The 22,855-nt window shown below is 38.2% G+C and carries 44 protein-coding genes and 2 tRNA genes; 16 read left to right on the forward strand and 30 right to left on the reverse strand.

Annotated elements, in window-relative coordinates; all coding sequences use genetic code 11:
* Positions 1-11: 11 nt before the first annotated feature.
* From AAU57_RS11980 to AAU57_RS12095, 26 genes are all read right to left on the reverse strand, one after another.
* Positions 12-1,244 carry a phage major capsid protein gene (locus AAU57_RS11980; RefSeq protein WP_055413133.1) on the reverse strand — a complete coding sequence of 411 codons (1,233 nt, stop codon included), beginning with the start codon at positions 1,242-1,244 and terminating at the stop codon, positions 12-14.
* Positions 1,245-1,247: 3 nt separating this feature from the next.
* A complete protein-coding gene (locus tag AAU57_RS11985) occupies positions 1,248-2,018 on the reverse strand; it encodes a hypothetical protein (RefSeq protein ID WP_055413134.1) in 771 nt (256 codons plus the stop codon).
* Between the two features lie 226 nt (positions 2,019-2,244).
* Positions 2,245-3,477, reverse strand: a complete 1,233-nt coding sequence (locus AAU57_RS11990; protein ID WP_055413135.1) for a phage portal protein — start codon at positions 3,475-3,477, stop codon at positions 2,245-2,247.
* Between the two features lie 205 nt (positions 3,478-3,682).
* Positions 3,683-3,892: a hypothetical protein gene (locus tag AAU57_RS11995; protein WP_055413136.1), complete on the reverse strand. Its 210-nt coding sequence runs from the start codon at positions 3,890-3,892 to the stop codon at positions 3,683-3,685.
* Positions 3,892-4,050: a hypothetical protein gene (locus AAU57_RS15090; protein ID WP_156340142.1), complete on the reverse strand. Its 159-nt coding sequence runs from the start codon at positions 4,048-4,050 to the stop codon at positions 3,892-3,894. Before AAU57_RS15090 ends, AAU57_RS11995 begins: the two co-directional genes overlap by 1 nt.
* 4 nt (positions 4,051-4,054) lie before the next feature.
* On the reverse strand, positions 4,055-4,288 hold the full coding sequence (locus AAU57_RS12000) for a hypothetical protein (RefSeq protein WP_055413137.1): 234 nt from the start codon (positions 4,286-4,288) through the stop codon (positions 4,055-4,057).
* A gap of 111 nt (positions 4,289-4,399) precedes the next feature.
* Positions 4,400-5,608: a PBSX family phage terminase large subunit gene (locus tag AAU57_RS14890; RefSeq protein WP_082438621.1), complete on the reverse strand. Its 1,209-nt coding sequence runs from the start codon at positions 5,606-5,608 to the stop codon at positions 4,400-4,402.
* The gene (locus tag AAU57_RS14895; protein WP_082438622.1) at positions 5,598-6,038 is read right to left on the reverse strand and encodes a hypothetical protein; all 441 of its coding nucleotides are present in this window, start codon (positions 6,036-6,038) and stop codon (positions 5,598-5,600) included. The genes AAU57_RS14890 and AAU57_RS14895 overlap by 11 nt, the downstream gene beginning before the upstream one ends.
* Before the next feature lie 27 nt (positions 6,039-6,065).
* Complete coding sequence (locus tag AAU57_RS12010) at positions 6,066-6,284, reverse strand: DUF551 domain-containing protein (RefSeq protein ID WP_055413138.1); 219 nt, start codon at positions 6,282-6,284, stop codon at positions 6,066-6,068.
* Positions 6,285-6,483: 199 nt separating this feature from the next.
* Positions 6,484-6,843, reverse strand: a complete 360-nt coding sequence (locus AAU57_RS12020; protein ID WP_055413140.1) for a hypothetical protein — start codon at positions 6,841-6,843, stop codon at positions 6,484-6,486.
* Between the two features lie 103 nt (positions 6,844-6,946).
* On the reverse strand, positions 6,947-7,261 hold the full coding sequence (locus AAU57_RS12025) for a hypothetical protein (RefSeq protein WP_055413141.1): 315 nt from the start codon (positions 7,259-7,261) through the stop codon (positions 6,947-6,949).
* A 148-nt stretch (positions 7,262-7,409) separates the two neighbouring features.
* On the reverse strand, positions 7,410-7,601 hold the full coding sequence (locus AAU57_RS12030) for a hypothetical protein (RefSeq protein WP_055413142.1): 192 nt from the start codon (positions 7,599-7,601) through the stop codon (positions 7,410-7,412).
* Positions 7,598-7,831 (reverse strand): hypothetical protein, encoded by a 234-nt coding sequence (locus tag AAU57_RS12035; RefSeq protein ID WP_055413143.1) that lies wholly within the window; start codon positions 7,829-7,831, stop codon positions 7,598-7,600. Before AAU57_RS12035 ends, AAU57_RS12030 begins: the two co-directional genes overlap by 4 nt.
* A complete protein-coding gene (locus tag AAU57_RS12040; protein WP_055413144.1) occupies positions 7,831-8,172 on the reverse strand; it encodes a hypothetical protein in 342 nt (113 codons plus the stop codon). The genes AAU57_RS12035 and AAU57_RS12040 overlap by 1 nt, the downstream gene beginning before the upstream one ends.
* Positions 8,169-8,408 carry a hypothetical protein gene (locus AAU57_RS12045; protein ID WP_055413145.1) on the reverse strand — a complete coding sequence of 80 codons (240 nt, stop codon included), beginning with the start codon at positions 8,406-8,408 and terminating at the stop codon, positions 8,169-8,171. The genes AAU57_RS12040 and AAU57_RS12045 overlap by 4 nt, the downstream gene beginning before the upstream one ends.
* Positions 8,405-8,713: an HNH endonuclease signature motif containing protein gene (locus AAU57_RS12050; protein ID WP_055413146.1), complete on the reverse strand. Its 309-nt coding sequence runs from the start codon at positions 8,711-8,713 to the stop codon at positions 8,405-8,407. Before AAU57_RS12050 ends, AAU57_RS12045 begins: the two co-directional genes overlap by 4 nt.
* A complete protein-coding gene (locus AAU57_RS12055) occupies positions 8,710-8,985 on the reverse strand; it encodes a hypothetical protein (RefSeq protein ID WP_055413147.1) in 276 nt (91 codons plus the stop codon). Before AAU57_RS12055 ends, AAU57_RS12050 begins: the two co-directional genes overlap by 4 nt.
* A gap of 49 nt (positions 8,986-9,034) precedes the next feature.
* A complete protein-coding gene (locus tag AAU57_RS12060) occupies positions 9,035-9,259 on the reverse strand; it encodes a hypothetical protein (protein ID WP_055413148.1) in 225 nt (74 codons plus the stop codon).
* A complete protein-coding gene (locus AAU57_RS15320; RefSeq protein WP_262491940.1) occupies positions 9,256-9,381 on the reverse strand; it encodes a hypothetical protein in 126 nt (41 codons plus the stop codon). Before AAU57_RS15320 ends, AAU57_RS12060 begins: the two co-directional genes overlap by 4 nt.
* A gap of 77 nt (positions 9,382-9,458) precedes the next feature.
* Complete coding sequence (locus AAU57_RS12070) at positions 9,459-11,273, reverse strand: DnaB-like helicase C-terminal domain-containing protein (protein WP_055413150.1); 1,815 nt, start codon at positions 11,271-11,273, stop codon at positions 9,459-9,461.
* Positions 11,270-12,070, reverse strand: coding sequence for a hypothetical protein (locus AAU57_RS12075; RefSeq protein WP_055413151.1), 801 nt, complete (start codon positions 12,068-12,070; stop codon positions 11,270-11,272). The genes AAU57_RS12070 and AAU57_RS12075 overlap by 4 nt, the downstream gene beginning before the upstream one ends.
* Positions 12,070-12,273, reverse strand: a complete 204-nt coding sequence (locus tag AAU57_RS15270; RefSeq protein WP_055413152.1) for a hypothetical protein — start codon at positions 12,271-12,273, stop codon at positions 12,070-12,072. Before AAU57_RS15270 ends, AAU57_RS12075 begins: the two co-directional genes overlap by 1 nt.
* Positions 12,270-12,449, reverse strand: coding sequence for a hypothetical protein (locus tag AAU57_RS15095; protein WP_156340145.1), 180 nt, complete (start codon positions 12,447-12,449; stop codon positions 12,270-12,272). Before AAU57_RS15095 ends, AAU57_RS15270 begins: the two co-directional genes overlap by 4 nt.
* On the reverse strand, positions 12,446-12,886 hold the full coding sequence (locus tag AAU57_RS12085; protein ID WP_055413153.1) for a hypothetical protein: 441 nt from the start codon (positions 12,884-12,886) through the stop codon (positions 12,446-12,448). Before AAU57_RS12085 ends, AAU57_RS15095 begins: the two co-directional genes overlap by 4 nt.
* A gap of 21 nt (positions 12,887-12,907) precedes the next feature.
* Positions 12,908-13,309 carry a hypothetical protein gene (locus tag AAU57_RS12090; protein WP_055413154.1) on the reverse strand — a complete coding sequence of 134 codons (402 nt, stop codon included), beginning with the start codon at positions 13,307-13,309 and terminating at the stop codon, positions 12,908-12,910.
* Positions 13,310-13,427: 118 nt separating this feature from the next.
* Positions 13,428-13,946, reverse strand: coding sequence for an NUMOD4 domain-containing protein (locus AAU57_RS12095; protein ID WP_055413155.1), 519 nt, complete (start codon positions 13,944-13,946; stop codon positions 13,428-13,430).
* A gap of 159 nt (positions 13,947-14,105) precedes the next feature.
* Here AAU57_RS12095 and AAU57_RS12100 point away from each other — a divergent pair, with 159 nt between their 5' ends.
* Complete coding sequence (locus AAU57_RS12100) at positions 14,106-14,669, forward strand: hypothetical protein (protein ID WP_055413156.1); 564 nt, start codon at positions 14,106-14,108, stop codon at positions 14,667-14,669.
* Here the strand turns inward: AAU57_RS12100 and AAU57_RS12105 are convergent, their stop codons facing one another.
* Positions 14,670-15,332 carry a helix-turn-helix transcriptional regulator gene (locus AAU57_RS12105; RefSeq protein ID WP_055413157.1) on the reverse strand — a complete coding sequence of 221 codons (663 nt, stop codon included), beginning with the start codon at positions 15,330-15,332 and terminating at the stop codon, positions 14,670-14,672.
* Positions 15,333-15,510: 178 nt separating this feature from the next.
* Here AAU57_RS12105 and AAU57_RS15100 point away from each other — a divergent pair, with 178 nt between their 5' ends.
* The 15 genes from AAU57_RS15100 to AAU57_RS12175 all read left to right on the forward strand — a co-directional run bounded on the left by AAU57_RS15100 (position 15,511) and on the right by AAU57_RS12175 (position 21,313).
* Complete coding sequence (locus tag AAU57_RS15100; RefSeq protein ID WP_156340148.1) at positions 15,511-15,660, forward strand: hypothetical protein; 150 nt, start codon at positions 15,511-15,513, stop codon at positions 15,658-15,660.
* Positions 15,661-15,750: 90 nt separating this feature from the next.
* On the forward strand, positions 15,751-16,011 hold the full coding sequence (locus AAU57_RS12110; RefSeq protein WP_055413158.1) for a hypothetical protein: 261 nt from the start codon (positions 15,751-15,753) through the stop codon (positions 16,009-16,011).
* Complete coding sequence (locus AAU57_RS12115; protein WP_055413159.1) at positions 16,001-16,483, forward strand: HNH endonuclease; 483 nt, start codon at positions 16,001-16,003, stop codon at positions 16,481-16,483. The genes AAU57_RS12110 and AAU57_RS12115 overlap by 11 nt, the downstream gene beginning before the upstream one ends.
* 24 nt (positions 16,484-16,507) lie before the next feature.
* Positions 16,508-16,726 (forward strand): hypothetical protein, encoded by a 219-nt coding sequence (locus AAU57_RS12120; protein ID WP_197275411.1) that lies wholly within the window; start codon positions 16,508-16,510, stop codon positions 16,724-16,726.
* Positions 16,726-16,983: a helix-turn-helix domain-containing protein gene (locus AAU57_RS12125; RefSeq protein ID WP_055413161.1), complete on the forward strand. Its 258-nt coding sequence runs from the start codon at positions 16,726-16,728 to the stop codon at positions 16,981-16,983. Before AAU57_RS12120 ends, AAU57_RS12125 begins: the two co-directional genes overlap by 1 nt.
* Position 16,984: 1 nt before the next feature.
* Positions 16,985-17,431, forward strand: a complete 447-nt coding sequence (locus AAU57_RS12130; RefSeq protein WP_055413162.1) for a hypothetical protein — start codon at positions 16,985-16,987, stop codon at positions 17,429-17,431.
* A gap of 2 nt (positions 17,432-17,433) precedes the next feature.
* A complete protein-coding gene (locus AAU57_RS12135) occupies positions 17,434-17,877 on the forward strand; it encodes a hypothetical protein (protein WP_055413163.1) in 444 nt (147 codons plus the stop codon).
* Between the two features lie 123 nt (positions 17,878-18,000).
* On the forward strand, positions 18,001-18,498 hold the full coding sequence (locus AAU57_RS12140; protein ID WP_055413164.1) for a hypothetical protein: 498 nt from the start codon (positions 18,001-18,003) through the stop codon (positions 18,496-18,498).
* On the forward strand, positions 18,476-19,105 hold the full coding sequence (locus tag AAU57_RS12145) for a lambda exonuclease family protein (protein WP_082438624.1): 630 nt from the start codon (positions 18,476-18,478) through the stop codon (positions 19,103-19,105). The genes AAU57_RS12140 and AAU57_RS12145 overlap by 23 nt, the downstream gene beginning before the upstream one ends.
* The gene (locus AAU57_RS12150; RefSeq protein ID WP_055413166.1) at positions 19,102-19,527 is read left to right on the forward strand and encodes a hypothetical protein; all 426 of its coding nucleotides are present in this window, start codon (positions 19,102-19,104) and stop codon (positions 19,525-19,527) included. The genes AAU57_RS12145 and AAU57_RS12150 overlap by 4 nt, the downstream gene beginning before the upstream one ends.
* Positions 19,528-19,529: 2 nt before the next feature.
* A complete protein-coding gene (locus tag AAU57_RS12155; RefSeq protein WP_055413167.1) occupies positions 19,530-19,904 on the forward strand; it encodes a hypothetical protein in 375 nt (124 codons plus the stop codon).
* Positions 19,905-19,906: 2 nt separating this feature from the next.
* Positions 19,907-20,275: a DUF3127 domain-containing protein gene (locus AAU57_RS12160; RefSeq protein WP_055413168.1), complete on the forward strand. Its 369-nt coding sequence runs from the start codon at positions 19,907-19,909 to the stop codon at positions 20,273-20,275.
* Positions 20,276-20,381: 106 nt separating this feature from the next.
* Positions 20,382-20,663 (forward strand): hypothetical protein, encoded by a 282-nt coding sequence (locus AAU57_RS12165; RefSeq protein WP_156340151.1) that lies wholly within the window; start codon positions 20,382-20,384, stop codon positions 20,661-20,663.
* Between the two features lie 9 nt (positions 20,664-20,672).
* The gene (locus AAU57_RS12170) at positions 20,673-20,927 is read left to right on the forward strand and encodes a hypothetical protein (RefSeq protein ID WP_055413170.1); all 255 of its coding nucleotides are present in this window, start codon (positions 20,673-20,675) and stop codon (positions 20,925-20,927) included.
* A 59-nt stretch (positions 20,928-20,986) separates the two neighbouring features.
* On the forward strand, positions 20,987-21,313 hold the full coding sequence (locus AAU57_RS12175) for a hypothetical protein (RefSeq protein WP_055413171.1): 327 nt from the start codon (positions 20,987-20,989) through the stop codon (positions 21,311-21,313).
* A gap of 17 nt (positions 21,314-21,330) precedes the next feature.
* Here the strand turns inward: AAU57_RS12175 and AAU57_RS12180 are convergent, their stop codons facing one another.
* From AAU57_RS12180 to AAU57_RS12190, 3 genes are all read right to left on the reverse strand, one after another.
* The gene (locus AAU57_RS12180; protein WP_055413172.1) at positions 21,331-22,470 is read right to left on the reverse strand and encodes a phage integrase SAM-like domain-containing protein; all 1,140 of its coding nucleotides are present in this window, start codon (positions 22,468-22,470) and stop codon (positions 21,331-21,333) included.
* A 135-nt stretch (positions 22,471-22,605) separates the two neighbouring features.
* Positions 22,606-22,680 (reverse strand) — tRNA-Pro (locus tag AAU57_RS12185).
* Positions 22,681-22,722: 42 nt separating this feature from the next.
* A tRNA-Ser gene (locus tag AAU57_RS12190) sits at positions 22,723-22,806 on the reverse strand.
* Between the last annotated feature and the right edge of the window lie 49 nt (positions 22,807-22,855).

The following is a 22,855-nucleotide window of genomic DNA, read 5'->3' on the forward strand; positions in this document are numbered from 1 at the left end:
GGTTTATTGGATTATGCTACCGCTGCGGATAACGTTGTTAATGCTGCATCGACATCAGTTACCTTACGGAAACCAGTTTTGTCAACCTCACGAATCAACAATAAAAGACGTTTTCTAGCCTTCAATGTCATTTCATCCTCATTGAATTGGTTGTTAACCATACCTCTAGAGATAGCAAGTCCTGTTTTCTCGTAGATTCTGGCATAACGTCTGTCTCCAACTACGATAGCGTTGTCTGGTGTATTCTCATCAACTACAACGGCAAGACCACCTAGAGTACCGGTGTTCTCATCAAATATGTAGTTGTTGTTGGCATCTTTAGCCAATACCAAACCTTCCATAGTGCTAGAACTAACCAACATCATGTCAGGACGATACTTAGATCCTCTTGAACGTGTAATGTCGTTTCTAACTTTAATAGCTAGATCCTTAAGGTTAGCCGAAGCGATACCGCTTGCAACTGGCGTATAGGCTGGAGAAGAATTGAAGATACCGTCAAGGTTTTGACCTGTATTATCTCCATTTACTAATTGACTGTCTATTTCAGTCTCTACGTTTACCGTAAGGAACATATCAAGTTCTGCTGCTGCTTGTGCCTCATCCTCGAAAAACTCCTCTGTTACTGGCAAGGTGTCTCCTACTTTACGCAAGTCTTTAGTGTACCACTCAAAGGCTGCTTTGGATTCTGGGAAAGCTGCTCCTTCTGCAACCATTGCAGCCGCACGTACGATTGTAGCCTCATCCCAATCACGGTAACGAATAGTACCGCCATTGTTACTGTCAGATACATTCACCTTAGGTAGAACGTTGTAAAGGCTTCTTTCCTTTACTCCTAACTGTCCTATTTCTGGTAAAAAGAAACCTGAAGCGTTGTTAGTGATGGATCCTCTAGTGGTTAAGGCTTTTATCTCAACCTCTCCATGACCACCACGTGCGATGTCTTTAATTGCATCTTTCTTTTCAATGAACTCGGCTGCAAGAGTTTTTACAGTTGCTTTACCACCTGACTTTAACTCGGTGATTGCTTTGCCTTGTGCGATTGCGCGATCTTCCAATTCTTTCAATGCTTTGCTTGTAGCCAATCCTTCGAGCTTGGCGTTTTGCTCGTTTTTAAATGTTTCAATAGCCTCGTTAACAGCCGCGATTTCTTCTTTTGTAGCCGCTTTGTCAACTTGCTCTTTGAATGTAGCGATAGACTTGTTTAAGTCCTCTGCTATCTGCTCTGGTGTCTTGATTTCTGACATCGTTTAGAGTTTTACTAGGTTAATAAATTGATTAAGTTGAAGTGCTTTCGCGGCTTCGGATTCGGCAAGAGTGTCTTTAGACGGCTCTTGTTTACTTTCTAGCGTTGGTGTAAGTGAGTTACTACCCATCAACACCGCGCTTATTTCTACTAATTTTGTTTCCCTTGCTATGAAGAAATAACCCTTTTCATCTGCTCTCTCTGGGTTTCCCAATAGTGGATATATCTCGTTCCAATTAGCGTTATCTTCTTCGCTTTTAACTGCTGCTGGATTAACGGCAAATTCTAATTTTACATAACGCATACCTACGCTGTGCTGGTCGATCTCTCCGCTCTTGTACGCATTGTAGATCTTCTCGTTTAGACTCTTTAGGATTGATGTATTAGCAACAAGAGACGATGTAAACCCTTCTTTGTTTACTCCTAGATCCTTCCATGCGATCTGGCGCTCTTCCAAGCTATTAAACTTCCCTACTTGCGCCATTAACTCAAACTTGTGATCGTGCAAGTGGAATTTCTTACCACCATCTGAAATGGTTTTGCTCCAGTTGCCAGGCACATGAACGTCCTCGTGGCTATCCATCCAGTAATTAGTATTACCTATGATGTCGCGCGTAATGATTCCATTATCTTCGGAGTTATCCGCTTTGGTTGCGCTTGACTTTACGACAATAGCAGGAGTAGACCATCCATCAGAAAACTTAACAGCAGCTTTCTTAAGGGATATCACCTCTTTTTTATTTGCTAGTATGTCTTTTATTTTCTGGATATCCATCTTTCCTAATTATTTCGTTGTTGTCGATCTTGTTCTGCTTTGCGGTCTTGAGTTCCTTTAACCGCTTCTTGGTTATCTTATCACTCATGGTGTTATTATTTGTGTTCCTGCTGCCGTTACTTGGTAATAAACAGGTAGCCCTATAATGTTTACACATAGTTGAAAATGAAAGAATAATACTCTAGATCTTTCTTTTATTGATCTTTTACGGCTGTTAGGCAAGTATCTACTCATCGTCTCCAAATGTTACGCCCATTGATTGAGCAAGTTCTTGTGATTGATCTGGTGTGAATCCAGCAGTTTGCAGGTTTCTATAAGCTGTACTTACATCAAGGAACTTCCTTACCTTGATCTGCTCTATGTGCTGCATCGGTGCTAGGTGATCCACACTATACTTTAATTTCTTGTCTCCTTCATACCCAAAGTAGGAACTATAGGACCCGCATATATCGGCTGCCATTGGTTCTGTAATCGTCTGTATCAGCGATATTTCAGCTTCCTTTTGGTTCTCGTACTTTGGATTGTCGAATATGGGTAATAGTGATCTAGGTATATTTAAAGCTGCTGCAATTGCTCCTGCGGTGGTTTCCATTACTTCTTGGAATCCTAGATCCTTCATTGGGATATGTAAAGACTTCCATCCAGTCTCACCGTTTAGGAACATGGAACGGTTTTGCCCTCTTTGCATTCCGTATTGAGCGTTCTTACGCTGAATCTCTTGCTTATCGTCAGATCCTATCGGCTTAGCTATTCCTAACTCCTTAGTTTTCTTTTCACTAAAGAACATTTCTCGTCCGTTGCTCTTTATGATGATGTTCTGCGCTTCAAATGCCTTAAGCATATTAACCGCAGGCATTAAAACACTATCCAGTTTTGACGGGCTACGCAGTAGAAAGTCCTCGCAGACACCGTTAGCCACGTCAAAGAATGGAATGATTTGAGATACGTCGAAAGCCCTGTTTACGTTGTTGTCAATCTTGTACCTAAATTTCACTTGCCGCTCCTGGATCTGCTTTCTAGTTAGCAGCTTTGTCTGGAACGTAGTATTATCATAGGTGATGTGCTTTGTATTGAGATTGTAGATGCTGTCAACGCTATCTATCTTGTCCTCAAAACCTTCAGCACCAATTGGCGCCTGAAATACGAAACCATCCGAAATGCGGAGAAAAACGTACTCTCTCCAGAAGTCCTCTTTTGATTGGTAGTCGTTAGGGTTGTTGATTAGATCCGTTAAGGGATCTGGTGTAGGGTTATCCAAATCTCCTATGTAGAACTCTGTTTGTGCCAACGACGAAGCAATCTTATCGATTAAGCCAAAGAGCAAAGGGTTCTTTAATGCAACGTCAAGGTTAGTATAACCGTCAAAGCTATGTTTCTGGTGTCCTATCTCATAGAAGATAGAGCCGTCGGTGTGCCGTGTAGCTTTAAAATCACCAAATAACCATTGACCTAAACCCATATAAGAGACTTATAAAGAGCGAAGTTACGATTTATTTCTTATTTAGAACGAATATAAATTAGCTATTTATCACAAACTTTAACATTTTTGTGTTATTTATTTTGTATGCAATAAAAAAACCACCCTTTTGAGGTGGCTTGCCGATCACGCATTACGCAATCTTTACTACTCTAACGCTTACCCTTTCGGTGGTCAGGAAGTTTGATTATTGTTTTAAATCAAACAAATCTATGTCTATGTAATGGGTTGTATCTTGTAATATTTGGTATTCATTTACGCAAGTAATCTTGCCGTCATCAATACTTAGATAGCCTATAATTTTCTCTTGGTATCCAAATGTTCTAGGCTCAAAATTTGCTGCTAAAACCTCTCTATCATCCACAAGATTGTTTTTATCTATTTTAATCCAATCCATCACTTATTGATTATCTCGTTAACCTCTTGAATTAAACTGTTTTCAGATAACTCGTTTAATGAATCAGTTAAATAACCCATTGAGATACTAACCTCAATACAAGCTGCTCTCATCTTATCGCCTATAGGGCATCTTTTGTTGTTTCTACTCTCTTCCATACCACTAATTTAATTTATCAAAACGTTCTTTTAGTTTAATGTACTTCTTAAACCAGATCTCACCGCCAGTCATTAGGCTTTTCTTGTGCCTCTCATCCTCTAACTCTGAAATATAAGCATTAGCCTTACCAAGTTCAATCTCGACTTCTCGCAGCTTCTTTGTTAATGCTGCAACGGTTTCATCTTTACTGTACTCTCTTTTGAGTTTGATTAAAGTACGATCTACAAAGTCATTCATACCACTAATTTAATGAATTTTAACCGATTCGGAGCACCGTATTAACTATTTGATTATCAATACTAAAGTTAACTTTCCCCACCGCGTGGATACAAATCGGAGCACCTATATTCACCCTTCTAACATTTCACGCCTAAAGATGGATAAGCCCGTTGTTGCATCAGGAGCATCGTCGTGTTTGATAGGTTTACCGCTTTCAGTCTTACCGCTCTTGGTGTATTGCATAATCTCTTTCATGTATAGATCATACTCGCTACCTTGCTCGTAGTCATTACGAAACACTAGGTACTTCATTACATTGTAACGCTCTCCTATGATGCGCTGGTGCTTGTTTCCAGTCTCATAGATGCCTTGAACGTCAATAGATACCATGCTGTTAAGATCGTTGTAGAATGAGATCCCGAATGAGTTGGTTTCTACTATTACGCTATTCATCTTGTGCTGTTTGATCTTTTGAGCGGATGCCGGTACGGTGTATTCCATTCCTTCACCACTAAATAGAACGTCAACTATGTAGCAATACTCACCTATCACATAACCAATGGGAAAGCATAACTTGTCCTCGCCCTGGTTTGCCACGTCAATAAACCCTATTTTGGTTGATACGTTGTCTAGGTTAAGATCATCCATCTTGAACCTGTTGAGTTTACTAGGTGGAAAGGCAAGAGTGTCTGACTGTAGATTATATTCACCTAGCCATATGTGAGCAAAATCTTCTGGATCTAACCTAGCCCTATCTGCTTCCATCTCATCGATAAGTGTTTGCGGTGCAAATGGATTGTCAAATATGTTTACGTGGATCAGTACGCTGTTAGGTGGGTTGCCCTCGAAGAAATCATCCACGGCATCCGTTGGCATATTGGGATTCCAACTAAACCAAAGTTCGCTATCCTGCGCTCTTATCGTTGGCCTTAATAGCCTTAGCGACTTCTTACTTAGTGAGTGCGCCTCCTCTACCCATGCAATATCAAAGCCTTCTAGCGATTTAATACTATCTGCGGTGTGGTCCTGCATCCCTTGGAAGATCATTATGCCACTACCGTTTACCGCTCTTATCTCGTTTAGGGTAATATCAAACAAATGAGATACACCCATTGAGCGTATCTTATCTTCAATTACTTTCTTTGCCGAAAACTTTAAACTCTTTTGGATCTCACGAATACATACGATTGATGTGTTTGGATTCATTACCATGCGCTCGACTGCATTTTCCGCAAGCGTGTGAGACTTTCCAGAACCACGACCACCCTTTACGCCTTTATAGCGTTTAGGCTCTAGTAGTGGTAATGCCCATCTAGGCGTTTTTATATCAAGTTCCATGAGGATCTACAATTGTCCTAGTTACTTGACTTATGCTTTCTCCTTTAGTCGTGTGGTCTACACTATACTTGTCGCTGTACTTCTTAGGGTTCATCTTTGCAGCAACCCATTTACGAGCATCTACCCTCAACCTATCGCGCTGGATAACGTTGTGGTTAGTGATCTCCCTACCTTCTTCATTGGTAATAATATCGTTTTCGGTGCTATCGGCTATCTCTATGATTTCCTCGAAAATAACATCGGCTCTGGACTCCATAGCACGTGCATGATCGCGCGCGTACTGTTCCGAACGGCTAAGCCATAACATATAACTACTTGTGGCTATACCGACCTCTTTACATGCTTTAGAGATACTACTACCTTGTGTGATGAGCGTTATGATCTGCTCAACAAAAGCCGTCTTTTCTTCATCTGTATATGGTGCTGCCATCTTCTTACTCTTTATTGCTTGTTGCTGTTAGTTTGTTGGTGGTTCTGGTAATTCTTGCCAATAGAAAACACTATCCATTTCATCTTCTACATTATCACCAGTTTCCCAATTTATCCATTCTTTTGTTGTGGATGAATAATGCAGCATCTTAAAGTCGTTGTATCGACCAGAAATATGATCTCCTAAAAATCCCATTACTTGCTGTTTATCTTCAGGCAACCTATCATTTACGCTTATCCATTCCATAACTACCTTCTTTTGATTCCCTCGTTAGCCTCTAGCCACCTCTTGAACTTCTTACGGTGTACCTGGTATTCAAAGAAGTGTACTATTAGGTTTCTTTTTAATACATACCAGTCAATGGCCTTGTGCCCTAGTGATAGGATGAAATAAGCAAATACTAGTATTAGGGTTAGTGCTGCTATTGTGTAAACTATTATATCTATCATGGCTTTTTGTTTAGAGTTAGTTCCTTTCCTATTGTTGAGTAGATATAGTTTTGATATTCGTGAACAGAAAAAATAAGTTTATCCATATCGTTTTCAAAACCGTCACTCAATACTTGAACATCAGCACATAGATTACCATTTGTAACTCTGTAGAAAACCATATCATCCCAACCAGCGATCCTTTGAGCGCCTAAATCAATCAACCACTTTTCTGTTAGTGGGATTGGTTCGCAGTAAGTGTCTCCCTCTGGAAAACCATCTATCTCGTCAATATCATGACCGCAATCAATTTGATACAAGCCTTTATCAGCTAGCATCACATAGTTTCCAATTCTTAAATCTTTAGCTTCTATCATAACTCTGGGTGTCCGTTAATACATTGTGTTGTGCAATCGCAAGTGCTATAGGTTTGTGTATTGCAATCAAAGAGAAGTATATCCTCTTGGTCTTTTTTCATAGCTATATTCTTTTTGACCAGTAATCAATAGTTTTCTGAATTGGGCTATTAAAATTAACAGATGCTCTACCTGTAATTATATATCCAATTGTAAATAAATAGAGGATTACAAAAGCTATGTAAACAACAAATAAAGGAGCAGTCAAACGCCATATTAATGATGTTTTTTTACCTCTACTCTCCACATATAAGCCTTCTCTATCTAAACGGCTAGCAAGATCAAAATAGCCGTAGTGGCTTTTATCTATACCCAACTCTTCGGCAATAATGTTTCTAAGTTTGTATTTATCTACTTTCTTAAATCTATGTATCTTCATTCCCTATTCTTTTACGCAGTTACAGTTTTCTATTTCTTGCTTGACTTCTTTTCCCTAAGCATTTTGCGCCTTTCTTTTCTAGTCAGAATAGGCTCTTGTTTATTCTTAAGACTTTGTTGTATTTCTAGATATTCTTGTTCGGTTTTCATTACTCTGTTATTTTATTCGTTGCGTTTTGGTTTAGGCTTGAATTCATAAGCGTTTTATTTATTGACCTTAGAAATTCAACTTTATGTTCTAACCACTCTACATAAAAGTCGTTTGGAACTTCTGGCCTTAAGTTATTTTGTTCGTAAGCATTGTAACCGTGCTGATTTTTAAATTCTTCTTCTAGTGTCATAGCTTCTGTATTTCTTGTTTGACTTGTTGCCAGTATTTAACAGGATCAACACTTCCGTTTTGCCACATTTCTTGCTCTTTAATCATCTCATCAACACAAATCAAAGCGCTCACCTTCATATCTTCAATTCCTTCTTCACACCTTGCGCAACCTTTTCCAGTACCGCATAGGCAATTGTTGTAGTAATTGAATTTTTCCACCAACTCTTTTGCTTTCTGTTTTGCTGTCATTACGCTGCTATTTTATTTACTTTGATTGTTACCTTGTCCTCTGGTCCTTTCTCGGATGTTATAGATAGCTTTCTTACTATCTTGTTGCTGTCGTCCTCAAATAATACATCCTCTATCATCTTTAAACTATACACTACATTGCTACAGTCGAGCGGTCTTGACTTGTAGTAGAATTTATAGTCCACCTCATAAACCGCATCTTTTGTAAAGACTTCCTTTACCTGGCTTTTGATTAATAGCGCATAGGTGTCTTTGTCTTTCTTCCTAGCGTGCCAACTCTTACCGGCATAGATCTCGTTTAATGAGTGCTTATGTAGGTCTATTAGTGTTATTTCAGTCATTTTAAATCTCCGCTTTTAATCATTTCCTCAACAACTTCCATAACCTGTTTCTTGCCATTTTGATGACCTTGGTATTTTATGAATCCCAATCCAATGAAAACTAAAGTGAAACCAATAGCGTAGTAACCATTGGTAAACGAAATTTTAAATGGCTTAAAATCTATACTAGGCTGTGCTATCCATATAGTCAAAGCAATCAGTAATACTACGTACAACACTATTTTAATCAAACTCATACCGCTATCGCTTTATAATATTTAATCTTCTCATCAAACCATTTTATATCAAAATCCACGCTGTTAACAGCTAGGTAATTCATGTGCTTGGTTAGTAAATACACCATGTGTTCCTTCTTGTCCCCCAATTTGTGGTGCAACTCTCTGGTTAAAAGCATTAAGTTTTCAATCCTATCTTCACCACCCTTACCGCGTCCAATAACATGATGAACATCGATTCCTTGCTGACAAGAAAGCTCGCACGGCATAAAGTCGGTCTTATCAAACCCTAGAGCATCCATATAAATTTGAGTGTGCTTTCTCATTTCCCTAAGTACTTAATCAAAACCTTTAAATCTTCATTGGTGTAAGTCCTTTTTGCATCCTCAACCACTCTTACATTCATGTACTGCTGTACCAATTTCTTATCGCTGTTAAACTCATTTGTGATCTCGATAAAGGAGTCGTCTTTGGTTATGGCGTGGACCTGATAATAGCCCTCATCCATTGTCATTAACTCCTCTTTTTTAAAGCCTAATTCATTAAGCTGTAGATCGGATAAAACCACCTTGTTAGTACTTAAAGCATTGGTTGACATAAAGATACATATTTAGTTTGTAAATCAGTTGGTTATATTGTGTTATTTGTCATATAAATGGGGTTTTGTTTGAGATATATTCGTGCAATCCGATGGGTCGGTAACCTATATAGTCAGTCACGTGATTTTTCTTAACTTTAGCCTTTAACCTAGCTTTCTCAACGATTCCAGAATTTATAGCGAAACGGTAACCACCTCTAATCGTCATAAGTAAATACCTAGACTTTTTTGCAGCCTTTTCAACTTGTGCAACTGTCATTCTAAATTCTTTCATCCCTCTAATTTTTGAGCCAGATAAACCAGCGTTTCTTTAATTGCTTTTTGAGCACTCTTTTGTGTATGGTGGGCTATCGTTCCCATCTTTATTTTACCTTCCTTTTCTACAGCTACATACATCAATCCCTTTTTATAGATTGGATATACTTTCAGTCCGTTGTTTATGCACTTTGGTAGTGCCTCGTGAACTTCCATAACTAGAAAGCCAAACCGTCATCGTCCTCTCCTAGATCATCAAACACTTTCTTAGCCTCATCTGGACTATCAAACGCTATCTGTGGATTACCCAATGGAATATTTGGCATATTGTCCGTGCTGGCGTCATTAAGAGGATTAAAGCCATTGAAGAAATACCTTGCCTTGTTTCTCAAATAAACCATCCCTTCAATATTCTGCGGAATACCTACCAGCCTTTGCTTTTTTACCTTGAGACTTCCAAAAAGTACGCTGGTATCTTTACGATCCGTTTTGATGTTGGGTCTTTGAACAAAACAGACATTGTCTGCCTTTTGAGCGAACACCGCACCGCCTTTGATGTTTGCGCTCCAAGGTTGATAGAAGTTACCGGTCTTTAGATCCACCTTTGCGCTGTTTTGGTGTGCTACCAAATGGATAGATATATCATTCTCAATAGCAAAGCGTTTAAGCGTTGCCATAAACCGTGAGATATAGAGTTCTTCGCGCTCGTTGCTGCGTTGTAAATGCTCTATGGTGTTGTATGGATCAATTACTAAATGGCTTATGCCTTTACGCCTGACTAGGTATCTGGTGCGATCAAAGATTGAATCCAGTTTAAAATCTTCCTTTGGATAGATCGCATAAAATTTACCTTGGCAAAAATCTAGCGCCTCTTTGTACTCATCCTCTGTAGCACAATTAGAATAATGGCTATCTACGGACTTACCCAAAAACATTTCGGATAATTCATCGTAGAAATCATCCAAGGGAAAGTTCTCTGGAGTAAAGAAAACAGTCTTATCACCTTCCATAACCGCCTTGATTAATAGCAGTTGATTAAGTAGGGTTGACTTACCCTCGTTTTCATATCCAGTCCATACGGTTACTTCACCGCTCCTATGGGTCCACGCCTCGTCTATCTGTGGAAAATAGGTTGTAGTACCTCTACGCTTGCCGTTTCTAAAACTATCCAGCATCGATTCCCTAACGTCCGACACGTCAAAGATTCCCTCAACTTTTACATCGGTTGCGGTTGCTTTGAGTTCTGCCAGCTTATCCGCTCCATGCTTTTGCAGATACTCATTTGCATCCTTGCAATCACCAAAATCAATTAACTTGCATTTCTCAAAGCCGAAACGCTTTATCAGTTCCTTTTGCAGCCTGCGACCATTGGGATCGTTATCTACTGCGATATAGATTAGTTCTGCCTGCTCAAAGGCATCATAGCAATTGCCTATACATTCCAGCTTGCCGTCGATGTTTTTATCGTTCTCGTTTGGCGCTCCCTGGTTTACGCTGGTGTGGTATTCAAATCCCGCAACCTCAAAACTCATGGCATCTATCTCACCCTCACAAATGATAATTTCCTTTGCGCTGGAAATGCGATCATAGTTAAACATCATAGGCTTTGCATCCTTTGCCTGCCTAAAATCCTTACGGTCCAGAAACCGTGTTTTGTAGTTTACCAGCTTACCGTTTTCCAGATAGGGAAATACCACCGCATCGCCTTGTTTGGTGCTGTGGATCTTGTTGGTTTTTATCACCTCTTGGGTTATGCCTCGCTTTACAAAGAAGTCCAGACCCTGCGTGTTTAGTTTCGTGATGTTGGTACGCTTTGGGGTTTGATACACGGTTTCTTCTTTTTGGGTTTTTGCTACTGTTCCTGACCAACTGCATTTATGGCAATTGTAAAGGCCGTCGGATAGGTTTATACTTAGGCACTCATCCTTCCAGTTCTCTTTGCCTATAGCTTTACAGTTCGGGCATCTAACCTTTTGCTGGGTGCCATTGTTTTTTGGCTGTACTCCTATCGCTATAAAATCCTGAACGATCACGAGTTGGCGTATTTGGCAAAGTATTCCTGCTCCTCACGATCCGCCAATTCAGCATAACCAATGTTGATGTTGTTTTTATCTACTGCCTTTTCAAGAGAGTTATCTTGGTATTTTGCCCAATCTCTGAAATGCTTGCAGAACTCTTGGAAGTCGCTTACTGATTTTGAAGTCTCTATGCGGATGGATACAAAGTCCTGCATCTTGTTTTTGAGATCTTCCAGTCCGTGAAACTTGTTTCGCTTGTTGGATAATACCGCTTTGAGTAAAGTCTCATCCTTGAGATAGGTGTCCCGCCATTTCTGGATAGAGATCTTTTGGGTATTGTCGTGTTTAAAAGAATCATCCTTTGTCGATGATGGCTCTACATCATCTTCTTGGTTCTTTGTTATTGGTTTATCTATACTAGCAATGCTTTGTGGTGTGCTTTGGACTTGCTTTGTACTGTGCTTTGACGTTGCTTTGGTAAGTGCTTTGGTATTTTTTACATAAGCACCAGATAAGGAAATGATGTTTGAGGTGTGCTGGTTTTTGCTTGATTCTATCATTTCGATGAAACCAAAATCAACTAAATCGTTAAGCCCTTTCGAGTAGGTTTTCCAATTTCTTATACCTAGGGCATCCATCGCAACCTGACTAGGGAAACCAAATTTTTCCTTCCATCCCAAAGAATTACATTGTTGTATGGCAAAAAAGTATATAGCGGTGTGAATGGGCTTTACCTTGTCTGGGTTCTCAAAACTCCAGTTAAACCAATTCTTGCTTAATTCGTAGCCGTTTATGTTTTCAATGTTTGCCATTACTCAAAGTCTTTTAATGTTAGTTTCTCTATTTCCCTATCGGATATATACCTTGATAGGGTTGCGTTGTTCTCTGTGGCTCTTATAGCCTTTACAGAGCGTTTCAGGTTCTTTAAACAGATCTTTTTGGGTGTTTCCCTTTCTGCTTTGTCTTTAAGCTGTTTACGCAGCTTGTTTAGCCTTTTTGGATCGTGTGGTTTCATAGTGATTCCTTTGGCTTTCCGCAAAAAGTTTCCATAGCCTTATCAGCAGAATAATACCCTAGTGACTTACCGTCTTTTGATAATCTTTGTCCAGTTCCTTTTCGGTCTGTCAGATGTACTTTTATTCCAACCAATTCAAGATTTTGAACCGCGCTTAATTCTGGTCTGTAACTCATGCCGCCTCTCTTTCTCTCTTTAGCTCTTCTCGTCTTTGCGCAGCTTGTCTTTTAATGCTCTTTCTGTATTCCTTCCAAGAATCGTTAACCTCTGAAATATGCTTAAGCTGTTCTTCACTACATATTTTCAGAAATAAACTAGCACCACCCGCGAACTTTCCAGTCTTTACAAAAGATGAACTCTTAAGGTGTTTTTTATAGTCAGGTTTCTTAAGAAGAACATGAATCTCAACAGAACCTCTTCCATCATATCTGGAATCAACTGATCTAAAAGGCTTATAGTAGGCTTCTAATTCCTCAATAGTCATTTGATGCTGAAGTGTTATCTTAGCCTCATCAACAAAGAATGAGGCAAATATTTCTTCCTTTACATCGGTTGATTTTTGACCCATTAAAACTGCTACTTCCCTGTAGTTTAATTTGATCTCGTTTTCCATGATTCTATGATTTGATTGTTGTTATGCCGTTGCTCTTTTATCGTTGTTGACATATTCAAATTGGTAGCCGTGTATGGTCCTTATGCGATCAGTTACTCTTGCAACTGGTGAAACCGTGTTTTTAGGTAGAAACAACTCCTTTTCTGCTGCCTTGCATGATGGGTATATCTTGCCGTTATTAAGGCATCTTACCGTCTTTGGAGCGGAAATGCTATCAGACTGTGTAAGTAGTTTTGTTGGTTTTTCTGGTACTGGGTTTAAGTAATCTATAACCGCTTGTCTATCGGTTTCATTAAACACTTTTGAAGGTGATTTTAGATTACCGTCTTTAAGGTTCACCTCTATTTCCAATCCACTTTCTCTGAATAGGATAAATCGATCACTACTGCCTATTGCGTTTATTACTGCTAGCGTATTATCCATTACTGCGCGTTGTTTTGTAATGAGTTGGCCTTTTCAAGTTCCTTTTGGATCTGCAATTGAAGAAACTCTTTGTAGGTAGTGGTATTCGTGAATCCTTCCATCGGTATAATATTTTAATTTATAGATTTGATTCAACTGACTTTAAATGATTCTGGTAGACCATAGAGGCTTCCTTTTCAGTATTGTAATAGCCTAAGTATTTGCTTTTTCCTCTTACACTAATTGTAGCAACCCATTTATTGTATGATTGATGTTTATGAACACCAATGTATTTACTAGTATATCCTGACTTGTCCTTACTGCAATTTTCTCTTGTAGATATGAGTTGCAGATTTTGATATCTGTTATCCAACTTTTCATTATTGATATGGTCTACAACTACCTTGTAACCACAAGGTGTGTGATCTAAAAAAGCCATAGCAACTAATTGATGAACTCCAAAATTTTTTACTTTTCCCTTTTTACATAGAGCTACATGGTAGTAACCATCCTTTCGTGAACGGTGTTTAAGAATCTTACCTTTGAAATAAGTCTGATGATTTTTTCTAGAAACAAACCTGTCTAAACTTTTAACCCTTCCTATTGACGAAACTTGATAAAGTCCTTCGTAACCTTTAATGTCTTTCCAGCTTTCCATATTATTGACGTACATTTAAAAGCCAAAAAAGCCGCCCTAAATATGTCAAGTATCTTAGGCAGCTTTGTAGAATTGGCTAATCATTAAAAGATTAGAATATTTTAACGATACTTGACGGTACGAATTTAATACAATTAATACTTATAATACAAAAAGACTATGCAGTTTAACACATTTAATACGTTGTTTACAGTGATTCTAATTAGCTGCTTGTCAGTTAATGCACAAGAATTGACGGAAAAGTTTACAGTAAACAGTGAAGGAGTCAACGGACAGATAGTCATTGAGGCAGAAGGATCTGCAATGGAATTGTACCAAAACGCAAAGAGGCATCTTCAGGACCGCTTTGTAAATCCTGACAATGCTATACTGTTGGATATGGAAGGAGAAACCTTAAGGTATAAGGCGTTTTCCCCTACTCTATGGACCTATAAAGCGATGCTGGTATCAGCAGATTATTATCTGGGATATGTAATGACAATAGATTTTAAGGACGGCAGAATGAGGCTTACCTATTCAAATATGGAGTCCAGGTCTAAGTTTTCAGACGGTACGCGCGCTGGTTATGATCTTGACCAAACAATAAAAGGGCTCTATAGAAAGAACGGAAAGATAACTAGTAGGTTTGAAGGTATGCCAGAGGCTTTTGAAAACTATATGAACCTAGAAGCATTGATAATTAAGAGCGGATCACAAGGAGAAACTAAAAAGGACGACTGGTAGTTATACGAAACGCTTTTCGCATCCCATCACTCTGAATACCGAACGAATTAATTTCTTCGGTATTTTTTGTTCCGTAAATTCTGGGCTTTGGTTCTGTGGTATCAAAGTAAAATAATCCTTACCATCATCAACCCTTACTTTCTTGACCGTTCTAAATGTATCGGTTACAATTGCGTATATCTCGCCACCTAGCAAAAAGTCTTTCCAGTTATGCTCTGTTCTTACTGCGATCATATCGCCATGAGATATAAATGGGCTCATACTCTTACCGGTTACGTTTACCCAATAATCTGCATCATTATATGCTGGATGGTCAATATAATATGACGGTCTAATGGTTTGATCGTTCCCTAGATCATCAAAGCCGCCTAAAAAATCCACATCATAATAAGGTACTCCCTTGCCTTTATAATTAATTATAGCTGGTGTATTAGTTGTTTTATATTCTGCTGATGGTTCATTAACCGAGTCCATTCCTAACTCACGCTCTATGATTTCCAGATATTCTGGCTGTACGCTATTCCTTTGAAAAGCCGTACTCAACGCTTGCTGCTTAACTGGCAGTAATTCCGCTAGTTTGGCAAAGGTTACGCCTTGCAGCTTCATCTTTTTACGCACCTCTTTTAAGTGATTAACGTAGTCGGAGTGGTCCTCTTTGCTCATGGTTTCTTATTTAGAATTAATACAAATAGCGTATTAATTGTGTTATTTAGTACGCTTTGTTGTTTTACTTGTATTATTTGTTTTAGATTTGTCATGTGTTTGTTGCCGTACATACACAAATTAAAGGTAAAGCTACGGTATTACAAAGAAGTTCAAAACGATTTAATACTAAAAGACTATGAATTACGACAGCTGGAAGACCGAAAGCCCATATGAATTACCTGCTATTAAGGAGCAGCATATGTGTAAGCACTGTGGATTTGTAGAGGTAGAAAACGATGGTGATTTCTGTGATGAGATATGCGAACAGTATTACGATGAACTCTAGTAATGGCAATCTTAATAATCCTAACAATTATCGCAGCCTTTATAATAACAAGGCTGCTAATCAAAACACTAAACGAAAAAATATAGCATCATGAATACAGAATTTAAAGGAAATAAAGAAGATTGGTTTATTGACAAAGAGGAAACCTACACCAATGAATACGGTGTTTTATGTACTGTTATTTCAAAAATTGGAATTGTGGGTATTGCAGAAGTTTATGGCAAAGACTCTGAATCTAAAGCAAACGGCCAACTAATAGCAGATAGCCCTTTAATGCTAAAATACATCATAAAACAAGCGGCTAAAGGTTGTAATGAAGCAAAGCAAATAATATCAAAACATGTCAAATAAATTACTTGATACTCTAGGTAGAAGAAATAGATCTATTGCTGATAAAACATGTGAGAGTTGTGGCAAACAATTTAGGCCTAGTAAAGAAATACAAAGGGCTTGTTCTAGAAGTTGTGGATATAAAATAAGGAAGTTAACCCCTTATAATAAAGGAAAGGGAAAAGGATGGATTAATGCTAAGGGGTATAGGGAGATAAAGGTAAACGGAATACAGTATAAAGAGCATAGGTACATCATGGAAAAACACTTAGGAAGAAAATTACTTAAAAGTGAGGATGTTCATCACGTTAACGGTGTTAAAACAGACAACAGAATTTCAAATCTAAAAGTTTTAGATCATGGCGAACACACCGTAATAACTAATAACAGACCCTACAAAAAAGGTTATAAAATAAAATTAACCCAAAAAGAACGAAATAGGAGATCTGATCATATGAAAGAAATGAGAAACAAAGCACTAGAAAACCAATAATAACTAACCCTTAAATAAATAATCATGGCTTTTAAAACTACTACACTAATGAACGCCCAAACAGCATCATATCTAAAAGACCTTATCCGTAAAGAGTTTGATTCTTTGGATTCCTTAGGTATGATCATCAAAGGAACAGAACTAATCCAGCACGCTAGAAACCTTGGATTTGATGAACTCGCAGATGAGATGATAGACGATGCTGAAAGACCTTATGTTGAACACTTAAAAGAACCTGCCTAATGGACGCTGTAAACACTTTATCAAATAGAGAACTAGAGGTCGCCTGGGAATGGGTTGACGGACTAAGCGCGGATGAGATAGCGGATAAGTTATTCATCGCTTACGACACGGTAAGAAACCACAAGCGCGCGATAATGAAGAAACTTAATGTTAGATCTGCTTTGGTAGTTGCAAAACTAATGGCACGGCACGATCCAGAGAAGTATCTCAACGGTTTGGGAATACTTATAACAATGATAATCCTTTTAAATAGATAGCATGCAACTAGAACTAAAACACCTCGCACCTTATTTGCCTTATGGATTGAAAGCTCAAGCGTCACTTGAATTATATAATGAAAATCAAAAAGAGACATTTGATGTTCGCGCATTATCTAAGCATAGGGTTATAATGCGAGATGAATGGGAATTTGATTACGAAGATGTAAAACCAATCCTAAGACCGATATCTGATCTTAATAAAGGGATTGATAACAAGGCATACTGTAGCATTTACCCTTTAAATAAGTATTGGCACTATCATAATTATTCAAAATCAAGTACTGGTTATTTCCAATTTGGTCACGGATATGAATCTCACGAGATATTAATTGAAGATAAAACAGTCCCTTATGAGGTTTTTGAAAAACTATTTGAATGGCACTTCGACGTTTTCTGTCTTATCGATGCTGGGTTGGCCGTAAATATTAACGATCTAAACAAATAGATATGCAGAACCAAAAAAGGATCAACAAGATCCTAAGCTACGAGACAATAGGAGAAAGACCCTCAAAGAAGCTGGTGGAGTTTCTAATGAAATACACCAATACCATAAGCGATCTGGAAAAGGCTTACAACAAAAGCGAGTATAGCGAATCACAAGCCAAAAAAGCCCGACTAGGTAGGGTAAATGTTGATGATGCCAACCGTTTGTTATACGAGAAGATTCTAAACGTTGCATTAAAGAACGCGGATAAGTCCTTTGAAAATGGAATCATACAAAGCTATGAATTAGAGAATAGGGATAATCCAGAACTACCAAAGCTAATCGGTGGTAAGTGGGTATTCAAAGGCAAGACCTTAAATGAGTTGTCTCGAGACGATAAACGTTTTGTAGTGCGCTTTTTAAAGGCTGGAGATATTGAGATTAACGAACCTGAAACGGTAGAGTAATGGGAACTACAGTAAACCAAATACCCGACAACTGGAATCCAGGAGATCCATCCAAATTTAACGCATGGATAGAAATGATAAATAACAAAGCCTTAGAGATAAAAGGTCTAAATAATTGAGATTATGAGCAACACAAAACACCACTACAGATCAGTATTTAAATCCGATCACTTAGGAAGTGCGGATCTTGAAGAAATGGTAGAAGAAGGAAAACGCCTTGTATTTACCATCAAAGAAGTTAAGCAAGAAATGGGCGCCAGAGTAGCTGGAAAAAAAATTGATGCCAATATCGCTTATTTCAAAGAAGATATAAAACCGTTGGTGCTTAATGCCACTAACTCAAAGCAAGTAGCAAAGTTTGCTGGTAGCAAGTTTGTAGAGGATTGGAGCGGTTTAACTATCGAACTCTACATCGATGCAAGTGTAAAGATGAAAGGTGAAATAGTTGGCGGTGTAAGAATTAAACCTACGATGCCACAAGCAACAAAGCCAAAGCTGCTGCCTAATACTGAACAATGGAAAAAGGCCAAGGATGCAGTAATGAGCGGTAAGACCACGCCTGATTCAATCCGTAAACACTATGAACTAAGCAAAGAGCATGAACTCCAACTTACAGCGTAAATGGCATGATGTTATTCAAAATAGCGATGAGTGGTTTAACCTTAGACTAAAGAAAGCCACTTCATCAAATTTTGATAAGATCTGCGCAAACATGGGAAAGGCCTTTGGTAATCCAGCTAAGGAATATGCCGAAAAGAAAGCGCTAGAGATAGTTACAGGTCAACATGATGAGATAGGCTATAGAAATAAGTTTATGGAACGCGGTAGCGAATTAGAGCCTTTGGCAATTGAGCGTTACGAACTTGAAACCTTTAATAGTGTTACCAACGGTGGATTTACAGAATATGGCAATTATGGAGATAGTACAGATGGAATGGTGGGAGATCGTGGATGTATAGAGGTTAAGTCTGTAATTCCTAACACTCAATGGAAAAACATTAAAAGAGGTGGTTCAGATCCATCTTATAAATGGCAATACCAAGGACATCTGTTTGTAAGTGATAAAGATTGGTGCGATTACATATCATACTGCCCAGAGTTTCCACCTAAAAAGCAGATTCATATCTACACTATTGAAAGGGATATGATAATGCAAGAGCAACTTGAAGAAAGGTTAGAGAAGTTTTGGAATTTGGTTTTGGAAAATGTCAAAATAATAGAAGAATGATCTACAACCTCCAGAATGAAACCGAAGTAGAAAAGGCTAAGGATAGGTTTAACCACTTATTAAAGCAAGGCAAGACCATTGACCTACTAGAAAAAAAGAACACTAGGACGTCAAGGCAAAACAGCGCATTGCATCTGCTTTTTACCATTATCTCAAGTCAACTAAATGAAATGGGCCAAGAGTTTACCTACAACGGTTTAAAAGGTCAACAGCTTAGTATGATGCACACGCCAGACCTAGTTAAGAATTTCATCTGGAGACCTATTCAAATTGCCTTATTTGACATTAAGAGTACCACAAAGATCAATACAGAACAGATCAATAAAATAGTAGACGTATTAGCGAAATTCTTTGGAGATAAAGGAATGGTAATACAGTTTCCTTCAAAAGAGCAAATAGAAAATTTAATCGATAAATATTAAAAATGATAAACAAACTATCAAAAAAAATCCATGAAATCAATGTGAAAAACGGTTTCTATGAGGATGAAAAGAACATAGGCGAAATGATCGCTTTGATTCATTCAGAGGCTAGTGAGGCTCTTGAAGCTGACAGAAATAACAAGTATTCTAATGCATTAAATGATACTTGGAACACTTTAAACGGCAGCCCTAGTGATGAGGATTTTAAATATTATTTCAAAGAATTGTGCAAAGACACTTTTGAAGATGAACTCGCAGATATAATGATTAGAGTCATGGATTTAGCAGCATTTAAGAACATTGACTTAGAACAGCATATCAAAGCTAAAATGCGATACAACTCACTAAGAGAATATAAACACGGTAAAAAATACTAAACATGGAAGTACAAGGAACAATCAAAGTATTAGGAGAAACAAAATCCTACGGATCTAACGGATTCCAAAAACGTGAAGTAGTTGTAACGACTGATGAGCAATATCCACAACCTTTAATGATTGAGTTCGTGCAAGATAAATGCGCTCTACTGGATTCATACAATGTAGGTGATAGCGTTAAAATAGGTATCAACTTAAGAGGTCGTGAATGGGATAGCCCTCAAGGAGAAACTAAGTATTTCAATTCTATAGGTGGTTGGCGTATTGAAAAGGTAGCGGCTGGAACTGCTCCAGCAAATGTGCCACCGTTTGAAGAATATGAGCCAATTGAAAATGCTCCAGATGAGGATGATGATTCACTACCATTTTAACCCTACAACAATTTAGAATTAACAACTACTGTAGTCTTTAAGGACTTGTCTCATTTAGGGGTTGGGATGTGGTTTCGTACCCACCAGTAGTTCTAAAGAAAATATTATGGAAATCTATTTTAAAAATGAAGATGGTCAACTTCAAGGAACAACTGTTCAAGGAATATTAACACATATTCTTAAGGATTCGGATGTTGAATTTGAAAACTTTTATAGTTCTGATAGCGACGATTCTACTTTTACATTAACTAAAAGAATCAAGAACAAATTAAGAATTGATATACAGCTTGAATTAAAAGATTCAGGTAATAAACTTACTGGATTTAGCATTTTCAACACACCTATTAAGGTAGTAGAGGATTGCGATCGAATGACTAAAATTATTTAACCCAACACTTTGGAACACAGCTTTGACATACCGCCCGATACCGTAATCATAACCAGAACGTTATTTGAACAACTCATCTACAATGAGGCAAAGCGCCAACGTATTGAGGAGCGTTCTAAGTGCGTTTCCAAACAAGAGGCTATGGAGTTGTTAGATTGCTCTGAAAGATCGCTGTTTAACTACGTAAAGGACGGTAAGATAAAAAAAGGTGGTAAGCGCGGTACTTATGTAAAAGAATCGATACTTAGGTTTATTGATGGGTAATATAAAGTATAACCGTTCGGGAGTGAATTATAAATTAACTTTTAAATAGAATATGAATTATGATTGAGCAATTAGACACCAAAGAAACAAAAAATAAGCCTGATCGTTGTACGGTGTTAACTACTGTGCCTGATAAATCAAAAACCATTACAAAAAGGACTTTCAATAAGTGGCGTGAAAATTTAATGCCATTGGCACAACTTTATGCTAATATTTACGATGAAGTTGAACAGAAAACAAATAAAGAATTAAAATACTTAATAAAGTATGGAAGTGAGTTAACAGAAACAAACTGTTGGTGGGCTGAATACAGAGTTTTTCCACTTATTGAAACCATCGCAAATCAAGAACTTAAAAGAAGAAAACGGACTAAAAAATCATTGTAGTTAACTACTTCATATACCTATCCAAAAATATAATCCAGTATCATTTGATGCTCTTGGTCTATTAGATCATAACTAAGCCTGCCTATATAACCCTCATCGACTGCCTGGAACTTATGTCCTTGTATCTTTTTAACAACTACACTCCTAGCCCTGCATTCTTCGGATGCCGTTTTAAATATGTATCGCGGCAATCCGCTACGCAAGTTTTCAATCTCCAATCGTTTAGATATGAGCCTTAATGTGGTGTTATAATTATCCCTAAAGTTTTTGAATCCAGAATCTTCAGGATGCTTGAACCATAAACCATACTTATCCAAATACGCTTTCGAGAAATCACTTAGCATATTATCAACGAGTTCACCGCCTTGCTCTTTCGATCTATTCTTATAGCGTTTAAACACTATCCTACCATCTTTTATATTGTCATCTGACAATTGCCCTAGATCACTAATGTAATGACCGCCTATGTGTATCTGGAACAGAAAAGTATCTGCAACCCTTTTTTGGTTGGCTTTTTGTGCCTTATTACCATAACCATCATATAAAGCCAGTTTTCTAACTTGCTCTAGTGTCGGCAGGATTAAAGGTGTTGTGCGCTTACGTTTGATCCTATGACCGCTAAATGGGTTATTATCGACTATTCCACGCCTAACCGCTTCATTGAATATGGTAGAACCGGTACGCACGTAATGAGAGATGCCACCGTCTCCAGTTCCCGACTTTTTTTTGCGTGTGATAAATTGAGCCACTAGATTATAATCTACTTCTTTAATAGGCACATCGGGAAACATATATCCAAACTCCTTTTGAAATGCTTTGAAGTGGTCTACGCTCATTCCTCTATCTATTTTCTCTTGAATGAATAGATCCACGTAATCGCTTAAGGATTTGGTTACTTTTTTGGGTATGCCCGACTTAATAAGTTCCTTGGATAGTGCCAGGCCAAAACCATTTTCATTACAGTAAACCACTTCTTTTTGCAATTGCCGTTCGCGATTTGCAATATATTCCGTTATTTTGATCTTCTTTGTGGCTTGGTATTGTCTTAGGGAAATATAGGCGTGTTTCTTTTGCTTGCTGTCATAGACCCTTATTTTTAAGGGGAATCCCTTATCGCTCTTGCGCCTAGTGTCTAGTATTATTTCCGCTTCAATCATTTGCAATGGATTTGCAATCAAAGTTGCATTTTATTGCCTAAAGGTGCGTATTATTTCCGATTTGCAATGGAATGGGTGCCAATTTAAAAAGGCTATAAATAAAGAAAGCCTTGCGATTGCAAGGCTTTTCAAGTGTCGGGGTGGCAGGATTCGAACCTGCGACCTCCTGCTCCCAAAGCAGGCGCGATGACCGGGCTACGCTACACCCCGATTTTTATTTTAGTCAGTCTCGGTTCTGACTTAATTAGTTTGCGGAGAGACAGGGACTCGAACCCTGGCGACGGTTACCCGTCGACAGATTAGCAATCTGCTCCATTACCACTCTGGCACCTCTCCTATTTTAAAGAACGACTACCATTTCTGAAAGCGGATGCAAATGTATGTT

The organism is Nonlabens sp. YIK11 (assembly GCF_001413925.1).
GTDB lineage: Bacteria > Bacteroidota > Bacteroidia > Flavobacteriales > Flavobacteriaceae > Nonlabens.